This window comes from uncultured Corynebacterium sp. (genome assembly GCF_902782855.1).
Classification (GTDB): Bacteria; Actinomycetota; Actinomycetes; order Mycobacteriales; family Mycobacteriaceae; genus Corynebacterium.
In genome coordinates this window covers 1-13,802 of the sequence record NZ_CACZOO010000142.1, presented here as the reverse complement: position 1 = coordinate 13,802, position 13,802 = coordinate 1, and the positions used below count along the sequence as shown (strand labels likewise).

Annotated in this window: 8 protein-coding genes and 1 pseudogene; 2 read left to right on the top strand and 7 right to left on the bottom strand. The window is 69.3% G+C overall.

Annotated elements, in window-relative coordinates; genetic code table 11:
* On the top strand, window positions 1-255 hold a 255-nt coding region (locus QZV72_RS06595), incomplete at its 5' end, for a hypothetical protein (protein WP_297006489.1).
* Window positions 256-397: 142 nt separating this feature from the next.
* Here the strand turns inward: QZV72_RS06595 and glgX are convergent.
* The 7 genes and pseudogenes from glgX to QZV72_RS06560 all read right to left on the bottom strand — a co-directional run bounded on the left by glgX (window position 398) and on the right by QZV72_RS06560 (window position 13,378).
* A complete protein-coding gene (gene glgX, locus QZV72_RS06590) occupies window positions 398-2,671 on the bottom strand; it encodes a glycogen debranching protein GlgX (protein ID WP_297006487.1) in 2,274 nt (757 codons plus the stop codon).
* Window positions 2,668-4,212, bottom strand: coding sequence for a glycogen synthase GlgA (gene glgA, locus QZV72_RS06585; RefSeq protein WP_297006486.1), 1,545 nt, complete (start codon window positions 4,210-4,212; stop codon window positions 2,668-2,670). The genes glgX and glgA overlap by 4 nt, the downstream gene beginning before the upstream one ends.
* Window positions 4,213-4,217: 5 nt before the next feature.
* Complete coding sequence (glgC, locus tag QZV72_RS06580; RefSeq protein ID WP_297006484.1) at window positions 4,218-5,531, bottom strand: glucose-1-phosphate adenylyltransferase; 1,314 nt, start codon at window positions 5,529-5,531, stop codon at window positions 4,218-4,220.
* Window positions 5,528-7,465 (bottom strand): annotated as a pseudogene (gene glgB, locus QZV72_RS06575) (1,4-alpha-glucan branching protein GlgB). The gene glgC and the pseudogene glgB overlap by 4 nt, the downstream one beginning before the upstream one ends.
* A 449-nt stretch (window positions 7,466-7,914) precedes the next feature.
* Window positions 7,915-10,371, bottom strand: coding sequence for a glycogen/starch/alpha-glucan phosphorylase (locus QZV72_RS06570; protein ID WP_297006481.1), 2,457 nt, complete (start codon window positions 10,369-10,371; stop codon window positions 7,915-7,917).
* A gap of 76 nt (window positions 10,372-10,447) precedes the next feature.
* On the bottom strand, window positions 10,448-12,274 hold the full coding sequence (locus QZV72_RS06565) for a glycoside hydrolase family 13 protein (RefSeq protein ID WP_297006479.1): 1,827 nt from the start codon (window positions 12,272-12,274) through the stop codon (window positions 10,448-10,450).
* Window positions 12,275-12,511: 237 nt separating this feature from the next.
* Window positions 12,512-13,378, bottom strand: a complete 867-nt coding sequence (locus QZV72_RS06560) for an inositol monophosphatase family protein (RefSeq protein ID WP_297006477.1) — start codon at window positions 13,376-13,378, stop codon at window positions 12,512-12,514.
* A 74-nt stretch (window positions 13,379-13,452) separates the two neighbouring features.
* Here QZV72_RS06560 and QZV72_RS06555 point away from each other — a divergent pair.
* On the top strand, window positions 13,453-13,802 hold a 350-nt coding region (locus QZV72_RS06555), incomplete at its 3' end, for a PCRF domain-containing protein (RefSeq protein WP_297006476.1).

Sequence of the window (13,802 nt, the reverse complement as noted above, 5' to 3'; positions counted from 1 at the left end):
GACCGGCCGGAGTTGGAGGCCATGGCGACTGCGGTCGCCGCGCACAATGACAATGTCACCGGCACCGCTGCGGCGTTGGTGAATCTGGGGAGTCGGGAAGAGCCGGACTGGGTGGTGCGGGCGTTGATCCACCGGCCGTTGAGCCCGATGGAGGACGGGCAGTTGGAGCTGACGGTCATGAGCAGTGCTGCGATGGTGTCGAAGGCCGTGGCGGACCTGCTGGGCCGACCTGCACCGGGTGCTGCACAGCAGTAGTCACAGTTCCCCGGGCCCGAAAGCAGGCGACACTGGCGGACAACACTGCGTCGCCCTGGAACACCTCCGCCAACTTGTCGTAGTGGGTCGCCAGAAACCGCCACTGCTTGACCCGGGCGAACGCCCGGTCGACGTCAGCTTCTCAGCCGGCGGAGAACACCACCACTGACTGTCCGGCGACCGGGTAGGGGCCGTTGCCGTTCCAGGTCGGGTGCTCCAGGTTGGTCTGGTCCTTGGAAACCAACCTGGAGTGCCCGACCCGTGCGGTGTCGAGTTCCAGGGTCCACACAGCGCGGCCTCGGCCACCACCGCTGACACTGTCCCGACCATCAACGCCGCCATCAGCACCACCAACGACCCCACCACCAGCACCGACACCCGCCGGCAAGGTCACCTCGGCGTCGCAGCCGGTGTTCACCACTATCACGACCGCACCGCCGATCGCCTCGCCGTCGGTGTCCCCGGCCGTGCCCCGAAGGACCACACCGACCGGTCGGCCGTCGGTGGCGTGCCAGTCGGTGTCGGTCATCGGGGTGCCGTCGGCCCGGAACCATTCGACGTCCGGATGCCCGTCGGCGCGGAGCTGCCCGTGCCGGTACGCCGACTGCCGCAGCACCGGCAGCCTGTGTCGCAGCGCAATGAGCTCGCGGGTGAAGGTCAGCAGGTCACCGGCAGCACCGTCAGCACCGTCAGCCCCTGACCAGTCCACCCAACCGGTGGGGTTGTCCTGCACGTAGGCGTTGTTGTTCCCACCCTGGCTGTTGCCCATCTCATCACCGGCGAGCAGCATCGGTGTGCCCTGGGACAGCAGGAGCGTGGCGAGCATCCCGCGGACGCGCCGGGCGCGGGCGGCGACCACGGCCGGGTCGTCGGTGGGGCCCTCGACACCGAGGTTGTCGGAGAAGTTCTCGCCGTGGCCGTCGTTGCCGTGCTCCCCGTTGGCCTCGTTGTGCCGGTCGTTGTAGGAGACCACGTCGGCGAGAGTGAAACCGTCGTGGGCGGTGAGGAAGTTCACCGACGTGGTCGCGGGCGCCGCCGGCCAGCGCGCCGGGCCGTCGAACAGGCCGGCCGAGCCGAGCAGCAGGGACCCCAGGTCAGTCGCACGGGAACTGTCACCACGCCACAGTCGGCGGATCCCGTCACGGAACCGGTCGTTCCATTCCGCCCAGGGTGAGGGGAACTGGCCGAGCCGGTAGCCGTCCGGTCCGATGTCCCAGGGCTCGGCGATCAACCGGACCTGTGAGAGCACCGGGTCCTGGGCGACGGTGCGGAAGAAGGCGGCGTCCGGAGTGAATCCGGCGAAAGATCCGGCACCGACACGGCCCAGGGTGGCGCCGAGGTCGAAGCGGAAACCGTCGACGCCGATGTCCGTCACCCAGTAGCGCAGGCTGTCGGTGACCAGGCGGAGCATCGGTGGATGGTCGACGGCGAGGGTGTTGCCGGTCCCGGTGTCGTTGACGAACTCGGGGCCGTCCATGAGGTGGTAGCCGTTGTTGTCCAGGCCACGCAGGGACAGGGTGGGGCCCAGTTCCTCGCCCTCGCCGGAATGGTTGTAGACGACGTCGAGGATGACCTCGATCCCTGCGGTGTGCAGGGCGTCGACGAGCCCCCGGATCTCCCGGTCCGCGGTGACTCCGCTCCGGTCCGTGGCATAGCGGGGTTCGGGCGCGAACCAGTTCACCGGCTGGTAGCCCCAGTAGTTCGTCAGCCCGCGGTTGACGAGGAACCGGTCGTCGATGAAGGTCTGCAGCGGCAGCAGCTCCACCGCGGTGACGCCCAGGTCAGTGAGGTGGCTGATGACCGCCGGGTGCGCCATGCCCGCATAGGTGCCGCGCAGATCTTCGGGCACTTCCGGGTGCGCGGCCGAGAGGCCCTTGAGGTGGGCCTCGTAGATGATGAGATCGGCGGCGGCGTGCCGGGGGCGTTCCGGGCGGGAGGACGCCGCGGTGAGCGGCTCCCCGGTCTCGGGAATCACACATTTCGGCACGACCGGCGCACTGTCCCGGGGGTCGGCGTCCCCCGTACCGTCGAAGCCGGACATCAGCGGATGCCAGGTCAGCGGGGACTCGATGATCCGCGCGTACGGGTCGATGAGCAGCTTGGCGTGGTTGGAGTAGCGGCCGGTGTCCGGGTCCCACACACCGTCGACCCGGAGGCCGTAACGGTCGCCGGGGCCGGGGCCGGTGATGTGGGCGTAGCGGACTCCGCCGGAGCGCCAGGGCAGCGGGACACGCAGCTCGGTGTCTGAACTACTGTTCCCGTCGGCGTCCCGGGCAGTGAACAGGCAGAACTCCACGGTGGTGGCCTCCGGGGCCCACACCGCGACATTCACGGCGGTCCTGCCGGTGTGTTCGTCCGCCACGACGGTCACACCGAGCGGACCCGACGCGCCCCGGGACACGGTCGGCGGGGTCACCCGGGCAACTCCCCGGTGAGCCCGTCGCACAGTTCGTTGAACAGCCCGGCGTAGCGGGACGCCGAGGTCCCCCAGTCCACCGGAGTGGTCATCGCGGTGCGCTGTAGCCGGTCCCAGGCGTCCGCGTCCCGGTACAGGTCGGCCGCCCGACCGAGGGCGAAACCGAGACCCCCGGCATCGATCGTCCCGCCGAGGCGCACGTCACCGAAACTGAACCCGGTGGCGGTGCCGGCGGCGAGAGCTGACGGGGTGGCGTCAGTGACGGTGTCGCGCAGCCCGCCGGTCGCGGCGACGACGGGGACCGCACCGTAACGCTGCCCGTAGAGCTGGGTCAGCCCGCAGGGCTCGAAGCGTGACGGGACGAGCACGAGGTCCCCGCCGGCGTACATCCGGTGGCTCAGCGTCTCGTCATAGCCGATCGACACCCCGACCCGGTCGGGAAAGCGTCCGGCGAGCTCACCGAGCGCGTACTCGAGGGCCGGATCGCCGGATCCGAGGACAGCCAGTGTCCCGCCGCCGGCGATGAAGCCGGGGGCGGCGTCGCACAACAGGTCGATGCCCTTCTGATGGGTCAGCCGGGACACGACGACCGCCAGCGGGCCCCGGCGGTCCGGGTCGTCTGTCAGGCCGAACTCGGTGAGCAGTGCGGTGCGCGCGGCGTCCTTCCCTGACAGGTCGGACGCGGAATATGCCGGAACCGCCGGATCGTGCGCCGGATCCCAGGTCGTGGTGTCGATGCCGTTGAGGATGCCGGTGAGCTCGCCGCGGTCCAGGCGCACCGCCGCGACGCCCTCCAGGCCGAAACCGAACTCAGGCGTGGCGAGTTCGGTGGCGTAGCTGGGGGAGACGGTCGTGACACGTGAGGCGTGCACCATTCCCGCCTTCAGGGCGGAGACCAGACCGTGGTACTCCAGTGATTCGGGGTGGAAGTCCCATGTCGGCAGGTTCAGCCGGTCGAGCTGGTCGGGGCCGAAAATTCCCTGGAAGGCGATGTTGTGCACGGTCATCACCGTCGGGACGCCGCTTCCGGCGTACCGCAGGTAGGAGGGCACCAGCCCCGCCTGCCAGTCGTGGACGTGCACCAGGTCGGGACGCCACCGGTCGGCGGTGCCCTCCACCGCCAGGCGTGCCCCCACCCAGGACAGGGCGGCGAAGCGCACATGGTTGTCGTGGTGGTCGTGGCCGTCGACGGTGTACGGCCCGCCCGGCCGGTCGAACAGGTGCGGGGCGTCGAGCAGCATGAGGTCCAGGTCGGCGCCGTCACCACCACCCCGGTGGACGCCGCGGCGCACCGTCGCCGGACCACCGAACAGGTCGTCGGTGGCCCAGACCCGGCGCAGCGTGGTCCCGGCGTCCGCCACGCGGGCGACGACCGCCGGGTAGGCGGGCAGCAGGATCCTGGTGCGCCATCCCAGCGGTTCGAGGGCGGCGGGCAGTGCACCGACGACGTCGGCGAGTCCACCGGTCTTGATCAGCGGGGCACATTCCGAGGCGACCGACAGGACGCGCCGGGTGCGTGCGGTGCGGATACGGCGGGCCATGTCCGTCACCCCTCCACCCCCTGCCGGCGACGTTCCAGCATCGGCGCGGTGACCAGGGTGACGCCCGCGTCGGTGCGGCGGAACCACCGCGCGTCCTCCACCGGGTCCTCGCCGACGACCAACCCCTCGGGGATGACCACCCCGCTGTCGATGACACAGTTCGTCAACCGGGCGCTGCGCTGCACCTGGGCGCCGGGCAGCACCACCGCATGGTCGAGCACGGAGTACGAGTGGGCGCGGGCGTTGGTGAACAGCAGGGAGTTGCGGATCTCCGCGCCGGAGATGATGCAGCCGCCGGAGACCATCGACTGGACCGCGGAGCCGCGGCGTCCGTCCTCGTCGTGGACGAACTTCGCCGGGGGCACGAGTTCGGAGTAGGTCCAGATCGGCCACGAGTTGTCGTAGAGGTCGAGGTCGGGGACGAAATCGGTGAGGTCCACATTGGCCTGCCAGAAGGCGTCGACGGTACCGACGTCACGCCAGTAGGGACGTGTCTCATGTCCGGTCATCACACAGGATTCGCTGAACCGGTGGGCGTAGGCGGTACCGTCCCTCACGATCCTCGGGATGATGTTGTGCCCGAAGTCGTGGGCGGAGGAGGGGTCAGCGGCGTCCTCCCGGAGGATCTCCCGGAGGAAGGACCACTCGAAGACGTAGATACCCATCGACGCCAGTGACCGGTCAGGGTCGCCGGGCATGCCGGGCGGGTCGGCGGGCTTCTCGAGGAAGTCGACGATCCTGCCGGTGACGTCGGTGTGCATGACACCGAATCCGGACGCCTCTTCGCGGGGCACGGTGAGGCAGCCGACGGTGACCCGTGCACCGGTCCTGACATGCTGGCGCAGCATCACCTCGTAGTCCATCTTGTAGATGTGGTCGCCGGCCAGGACGATGACGTACTTCACCCGGTAGTCGTCGACGATGTCGATGTTCTGGGTGACGGCGTCGGCGGTGCCCGCATACCATTTCTCGCCGGCGACACGCTGGGATGCCGGGAGGATGTCGAGGAACTCGTTGCGTTCGGCGCGGAAGAAGTTCCAGCCACGCTGCATGTGGCGGATGAGGGAGTGGGCCTTGTACTGGGTGGCCACCGCGATTCTGCGGATCCCGGAGTTCAGCGCGTTCGACAGGGCGAAGTCGATGATCCTCGACTTGCCGCCGAAGTACACCGCCGGCTTGGCCCGTCGGTCGGTGAGCTCCTGCAGCCGGGAGCCGCGTCCACCCGCCAGAACGAAAGCCATGGTCTGGGCGGTGAGCCGGGGCTGTGCGCCGACCGGCATGCCACCGGAGACGGGAAGGGGACGGTCTGGTGTGGTCATGGTGTTTCCTCTGCGGTGTCTGGTGCGGGATCTGGTGCGCTGCCGGGGTCGGGGTCTCCGACGAAGTAGAGGGCGGACAGCGGTGGCAGGGTGAGCCGGGCGGAGAAGGACTCGTCGCCGCACGGCACCGGTTCGGCGGTCACCGCGCCGCGGTTGCCGCGGTCGCCGCCACCGTAGAAGGCGGAGTCGGTGTTGAGGACCTAGTCCCAGCGCCCCGGGCCGGGCAACGGCACCCGGTACCCGGAGCGCTCCACCGGAGTCAGGTTGAGCACGACGACGACCTGCGGGTCACCCGGACCACCGCGGCGTACCCAGGCGAACACCTCGTCGGCAGCCTCCGGGGTGTCCGGCGGCCCGGACCCGTCGGCGTCGACGATGAGCCAGCGGAACCCCGACGGGTCACAGTCGCGGCGGTACAGGGCAGGGGAGGAGCGGTAGAGCCGGTTGAGGTCCCGGACCAGCGCCTGCACCCCACGGTGGCCCGCGTCATCCAGGCAGTGCCACTCCAGCTCACCGGCGAAGTCCCATTCGGCGACCTGGCCGAACTCGGTGCCCATGAACAGCAGTTTCTTGCCCGGGTGTGCCCACATGTACCCGTAGAAGGCGCGCAGGTTCGCCAACCGCGCCCCGTGGTCGGGGCCACCGGGCATCCGGCCGTACACCGACCCCTTTCCGTGCACCACCTCGTCATGGCTGACCGGCAGCACGAAAGCCTCCGTGAAGGCGTAGGTCAGGCCGAAGGTGAGCTCGTGGTGGTGGTGCCGGCGGTGGACCGGAGCCCGGCCGAAGTAACCCAGCGAGTCATTCATCCAACCGAGATTCCACTTGTAGTCGAAACCCAGGCCCACGGGGCGCCCCGACAGATCCGGTGCGGCGGTGACCCCGGGGAAGGTCGTGGACTCCTCTGCGATCATCGTGGTGCCGGGGAACTCCCCGGCGACCTCCGCGGTCGTGTCGCGCAGCATGTCGATGCCCTCGTAGTCCTCACGCCCACCATCGTCGTTGGGCACCCACTGCCCGGAGCGCCGCGAGTAGTCGCGCCAGACGACCGAGGAGACGGCGTCCACCCGGAGCCCGTCGAGGTGGTACTCGTCGAACCAGTACAGTGCGTTGGCGGTGAGGTAGTTCGCCACCTCCGGACGCCCGTAGTTGAAGATCCAGGTGGTCCAGTCCGGGTGGAAGCCGCGGCGTGGGTCGAGGTGCTCGTAGAGGGCGGAGCCGTCGAACCGGCCCAGCCCGTGGGCATCGGTGGGGAAGTGGCCCGGCACCCAGTCGGCGAGTACCGCCAGACCCTTCGCGTGGGCGGCGTCGACGAAGGCGGCGAAGTCCGCCGGGGTGCCGTAGCGGTTCGTCGGCGCGTACAGGCCGATCGGCTGATACCCCCAGGAGCCGTCGAACGGGTACTCGGAGACCGGCAACACCTCGATATGGGTGAAACCCAGATCAGCGACATAGTCGATGAGGTCGACGGCGAGTTCCCGGTAGGTCGGCGGAGTACCGTCGGCGTGCCGCCGCCAGGACCCGAGGTGGACCTCGAAGATGCTCACCGGCCGGTCCCGGTCGCTGACGCCGGGGGAGTGCGGGTCGGTGCGTGCCGCGGTCCAGGCGGCGTCCCGCCAGTGGTGGACGCCGAGCCGGCGCACCACCGATCCGGTCGCCGGAGCGCGTTCGGCGCCGAACCCCACCGGGTCGGCCTTCTGCGGTAGCGGGTCCCCCGCCGCGTCCAGCAGGTCGTACTTGTACACCGCGCCCTCGTCGAGCCCGGGGAGGAACAGTTCCCACACCCCGGTTGAGCCGCGTCGCCGCATCGGGTGGGCGGTGGGGTCCCAGCTGTCGTGGTCACCGACGACACTGACCCGGGACGCCTCCGGTGCCCATACCGCGAAGTGGACGCCCGCCACGCCTTCGTGCCTGATGAGGTGAGCCCCGAGCACCTCCCAGAGTCGTCGGTGGGTGCCCTGGCCCAGCAGGTACTCGTCGACCTGCCCGATGACCGGGCCGAAGCGGTAGGGGTCCTCGCGGACCTCGGTGGAGCCAGCCCCGTAGCCGATCCCCGGCCAGGTGACCCGCAACCGGTAGTAGGGGAGGATCGCCCCGGTGAACAGGCCGGATCCGGCGGGGACGCCGTCGGTGGCGGGGAACGGGTCCAGTTCCACGGTATCGGTGTCATTGACGACGGCGACTGCGGACGCGCCGGGGACGTGCACGACGACATGGCGTCCGTCGGCGGTGGGGCCGAGTGCGGCGAAGGGGTCGGGGTGGGTGCCTGCGATGAGTTCCCGTGCCTCGGCGGCCGGGAGCACCGGGGGAGGTTGGTCGTCCCGTGAGCTCCGTGGAGCCTCCGGCGTCCGTGAGTTCCGTGGAGCCTCCGGCGTCCGTGGTGTCACAGCGCGCTCCTGATGTCCCAGATCTTCGTCATGTACTCGCGGATCGACCGGTCGGAGCTGAAGAAGCCCATCCGGGCGACATTGACCAGCGCGCTGCGCTGCCAGCGCGCCGGGTTGCGGTAGACCTCGTCGACCCGGTCCTGGGCGGCGTCATAGGAGTCGAAGTCCGAGGCGACGAGGAACCAGTCGTTGTTCCACATGTTGTCGACCAGTGCGCCGTAGCGGTACTTCTCGCCGGGGCTGAAGGTACCCTCGGCGACGGCCTGCAGCACATCGCGCAGCGCCTGACTCCGGTCGATCGCCGCCCGGGCGTGGTCCGGTACGGTCCGTTGTTCGGCGACCTCGTCGGCGGTGAGTCCGAAGAGGAAGAAGTTGTCCGCGCCGACCTGCTCACGGATCTCCACGTTCGCTCCGTCGAGGGTGCCGATCGTCAGCGCACCGTTGAGCGCGAACTTCATGTTGCCCGTGCCGGACGCCTCCATCCCGGCGGTCGAGATCTGCTCGGAGAGGTCGGCGGCGGGGATGAGCTTCTCCGCCATGGAGACGTCGTAGTTCGGCGGGTAGATCACGCGGAGGTGGTCCCGGGTCTCCGGATCATTGTTGACCACCTCGGCGACATCGTTGATCAGGCGGATGATGTCCTTGGCCGCCTCATAGCTGCCCGCCGCCTTGCCGCCGAAGATCTTCACCCGCGGCACCCAGCCTGCCCCGCCGTTGGTCGGGTCACGCCTGATGCGCTGCCAGCGTGCGATGGTCCACAGAATGTTGAGCAGCTGGCGCTTGTACTCGTGCTGCCGCTTGACCTGGATGTCGTAGAGGGCGCCGACGGGGACGTCGATGTCGAAGTGTGCCCGGAGCCACCCGGCGAGCCGTTCCTTCGCGGCGTGCTTCGTGGCACCGAAGGCGTCGAGGATTCCGGGGTCGTCGAGGTGGTCCTCGATCCCGGTGAGCCGGTCCAGGTCGGTCTCCCAGCCCTCACCGACGGTGTCGGTGACCAGCTGCGCCAGCGGCGGGTTCGCCAACTTCAGCCAGCGCCGGGGGGTCACCCCGTTGGTGATGTTGAGGATGCGTCCCGGATGGCGCTGGTCCAGTACCGGGAAGAGGTCCCGCTTGACCAGGTCGGAGTGCAGCGCGGAGACACCGTTGACCCTGTGGCTGGTGACGAATGCGAGCTCGCCCATCTTCACGTGGCCGTCACCGATGAGCCCGACACCGTAGGGGCGCGGCCCGCACACCTCGATCTCACGACGGTCGAGGCGCTCGATGATCTCCATGTGCCGCGGCAGGGACTTCGCCATCAGCCCCACAGACCAGCGCTCCAATGCCTCGGGCAGCAGGGTGTGGTTGGTGTAGCCGAGGACCTGCGTGGTGAGGTCGGCGGCAGCGTCGAACCCGAAACCGTGGTCGTCGACGAGCAGCCGGATGAGCTCCGGGCCGGCGATCGCCGGGTGGGTGTCGTTCATCTGGATGGCGACGAACTCCGGCAGTTTCGACAGGTCGGAGTGGTTCGCCAGGTAACGGCGCAGGATGTCCTGGACGGAGGCGGAGGTGAGGAAGTACTCCTGCGACAGCCGCAGTTCCTTGCCCTCCTCGGTCGAGTCATTGGGGTACAGCACCCGCGACAGGGCCCGGGCCACGGCCTCGTGGTTGGACGCCGCGATGATCTCCCCCGCATTGAAACGGTCCAGGTCGAACAGGTCAGCAGTGGGCATCGCCGCCCACAGCCGCAGCGTGTTCACCCATCTTCCGCCGTAGCCGATGACGGGGGTGTCGTGGGCGGCGGCGCGGACCCGGGCGTGGGGCCGCCAGACACGCCGCCCGCCGGAGTCCGCAGGCTCCTCGACATACCCGCCGAAACCCACGTCGTAGGCGGACTCCGGGCGGGTGAAGTCCCACGGGTTCTCGGTGGCGAGCCAGTCCTCGGGGGTCTCGACCTGGCGGCCGTGGTCGAAACTCTGCTTGAACAGGCCGTGCTCGTAGCGCAGTCCGTAACCGAAACCGGGGCAGCCCAGCGTCGCCATGGACTCCATGTAGCAGGCGGCGAGACGACCGAGACCACCGTTGCCGAGGGCGGCGTCCGGCTCATCGTCGGTGAGGGCGGCGAAGCTCAGGCCCAGCTGGTCGAGGACCTCCTCTGCGACATCGCGGAGACCGAGGTTGGTGGTGGCGTCCTCCAGGAGCCGTCCGATGAGGAACTCCATCGACAGGTAATGGACGCGCTTACGGTCCTCGGCCCAGGTCGTGCGGGTCGCCTCGAACCAGGGGGTCAGCGCCCGGTCGCGGATCGTGTGGGTCAGGGCGAGACGCCAGTCCGTCGTCGAGGCGTGCTCCGGGTCCTTGCCGACGGTGTACTGCAGGTGGTGCAGGAGCCACCAGCGGAAATGGTCCGGTGTGGGTTCCGGCAGGGTGAGGTCGTCACGGTCGACGCCACGGACGGTGATTCTGTCGGACATGGGGCTCCAGGTGGTCCTCAGGGGGGACACCGCCGTCACGTTCGGTGGGGCCCGGTGTCCCGACCGGGTGGTTTCGTCACTCTACAGGTGATCCTAGGCCAGTCAGCCAGACGGTGCAGTCCACGGGGACGAGGTCCCTGACCCCGGGGGTGCTGGACACGATGACCTCGTCGTCCACCGGGACCTGCCATGGGTCGGGGCCGAGATTGGTGACTATCGTGACGGTGCCGGCGGCGGTCTGCGTGGCACCGACCTCCACAACGACGAGGTGGGAGTCCGTGACCCCGGCGGAACTGGCGGCGGTACCGGGGCCGGCATCGATGACGTGCGCGGTGCCCCCGGCGAGTCCGAGCTCCCGGCGCAGTGTCAGCAGCCGCCGGTAGAGCTCCAGGGTGGACGCCGCGTCCCCGGTCTGCCGGTCGACCGCCAGCTCGGCGAAGATCGCCGGTTGCGGCAGCCACGGTTCTGCCCTGCCTGCTCTTCCTGCCCTGCCCGTCGCTGTGGTGCGCACCTCGTCGGCGGTCCAGGGGATCGGGACGCGGCAGCCGTCGCGACCCAACTCGGGCGTGGCGGTGCCACGGGTACGGAAGAAGGTCGGGTCCTGGCGCTTGTCCACCGGTATGTCGAGGACCTCGGGCAGTCCCAGTTCCTCGCCCTGGTAGAGGTACGCCGAGCCGGGCAGGCCGAGCATCAGTGTGGTGGCGGCGCGGGCCCGGTTCAGGCCGGTGGTGCGGTCAGGTTCGGCCACCGGGCCGGCGAGTTGGGTGACCGCCTCCCCGGGGGCGAGTGCCAGGCGGGTGGCGTGCCGGATGACGTCGTGGTTGGACAGCACCCAGGTGGTCGGTGCGCCGACGGCGTCATTGACCCGGTAGGACTCACTGATGACCTCGCGCAGTGAGGCGGCGTCCCACCGGGTGTCGATGAAAGCGAAGTTGAAGGCCTGGTGGTGCTCGTCAGGACGGACGTACCGGGCGATCCGGTCGATCGGCTGCACCCAGGCCTCGGCGACCATGATCCGCTCGTCTGAGTCTGTGCTGTAGCTGTCCAGGATCCTCCGCCAGCGACGGTAGATCTCGTGGACGCCGTCCCGGTCCCAGTAGGGCGCCGGGGTGGACGCCATGGCGGTGTCGGCGTTGTCGGTGCCTTCGGCGACGGCACCGGTGCGGGCCCCGACATCCGGCAGACCGGGCTCCTTGATCATCCCGTGGGCCACATCGACCCGGAAGCCGTCGGCACCCCGGTCCAACCAGAACCGGAGGATGTCGTCGAAGGCGTCCCTGACCTGGTGGTTCTCCCAGTTGAGGTCGGGTTGGGAGGAATCGAAGAGATGGAGGTACCACTGGTCGCCGTCGGTCGCGCCGGATGTCTCCGAGAGCTTCGACCACGCGGACCCGCCGAAGTTGGACTCCCAGTTGTTCGGCGGGGTGTCACGGGACACGGGGTCGCTGTCGTCGATGTCGCGGAACATGTAGCGGTCGCGCTCCGGGCTCCCGGGCGGGGACGCGCATGCGGCCCGGAACCATTCGTGCCGGTCACTGGTGTGGTTCGGGACCAGGTCGACGATGATCCGCAGGCCCAGGTCATGGGCTGTGGCGATGAGGGTGTCTGCGTCGGCGAGGGTGCCGAAGAGCGGGTCGACACCGCAGTAGTCGGAGACGTCGTAGCCGGCGTCCTTCTGGGGCGAAGGATAGAACGGCGAGATCCACACGGCGTCCACCCCGAGGTCACGCAGGTAGGGCAGGTGCGCGGTGATGCCGGGGAGGTCACCGAGACCGTCGTCGTCGGAGTCGGCGAAGGACCGGGGGTAGACCTGGTAGATCACCGCGGTGCGCCACCAGTCGGTGGTGGTGTCGTCGGGGGACGTGCCGGTGACGGTGGGGTCGCCGGTGGGGGAAGTCGTCATACGGGTCACCCTACGTGGACCGGGTCGTCGCAAGTGGTCAACCATCGACCGTGCCGCCTGAGATTCGTGCGCCGCCCGACAAGCCCCGCCCCGGCTCGCGCCCGTGCAGCTACCAGTACCGAGATGCGGTGGTCAGGTACCTGATTTCCGCGTACCGGTTCCAGTAGCGACAGTGAAGCCTGCCCGGTACCGGTAGCGACACGTTCACCGAAGCGCCCGACCCCACATGCGACAGGCTCAGCCCCGTGCCCCGAGGATCTCGACGACGCGTTCGACCGAGGCCGGTGCACCTGCGACAGACCAGAGGCGGCCGGCTGCCTCGACGCGCACGACGCGTCCTCCCGCGCCCTCGACCAGCGCACGACCCGGCAGCAGGTCCCACGGCAGGACGCTGTGCTGCATCCAGCAGCCGTTGTTCCCCTGGGAGACATTGCCCAGGTCGATGGACGCGGAACCGTTCCAGCGTACTGTCGCGAACTCCCTGACGACTGCGGTGTACAGGGCATTGACCGCCGGATCGGCGATGTCGGTGGGGTGCAGGTAGCCGCCGAGGCAGGTGCGGTCCGGGGTGACGTTGAGCGGTACGGTGCCGAGGTGGTCCACCGGTCGACCGTCGACGGAGGTGGGGAAGTCCGCGCCGCCGAACCAGGTGTAGCCCATCGCCGGACGGTGCACCGCACCGAAGTGGACGAGGTCCGGGTCCTCCGGACCGCCCTCGACGAGGGCGAGGGCGGAGCACCAGTAGTCCGAGCCGGTGGTGAAGTTGTAGGTGCCGTCGACCGGGTCGATGACCCAGGTGCGTCCGGAGTGGGAGGGGGCGGAGGTGCCCTCCTCGCCGAGCAGGCCGTCCTCGGGGCGCAGGGTGCGCAGCGTTGTGGCGATGAAGTCCTCGGCGGCGTTGTCGGCGGCGGTGACCACGTCGGAGACGGACGTCTTGTACTCGGTGGTGAGCCCCGCCTCGCGCATCCGCCAGGCGAGACGTCCGGCGTTGTAGACGAGGGCCTGGGCGAGGGCGGCGTCATCGTCCCGGTCGTGGGCGATGATGAAGGTCTTGGTGATGGCGTGGAGTGCTTCGGCAGGGATCGGGGAGGACTGCGAACTCATGGGGTCCATTGTGCCGTGGCCCGTCGGGGTGCGCGCGACGGGGTCGGGGTGTGGGGTGAGTAGAGTGGACGACCATGCAGCCGGATGTCACCCAAGCGCTCGACCACCTCGACAGCACCCTCACCACCATCGAGAAGGTGCTCGACCTCGATGAGTTGGACGACCGCGTCCGGGAACTCGAGGCGCAGGCCGCCGACCCGTCCCTGTGGGACGATCCCGACCACGCCCAGCAGGTCACCTCACAGCTGAGCCATGTCCAGTCGCGGCTGAAGAAGGTCCGCGGACTGCGCTCCCGGCTCGACGACCTGCCCGTCATGTACGAGATGGCCGACGAGGCGGCGATGGAGGACGCCGCGGAAGGGGCGGAGGCGAAGGAGCTGGCGGACTCGGAGTTCGCGGAGCTCCGAGCCGACATCGAGTCCCT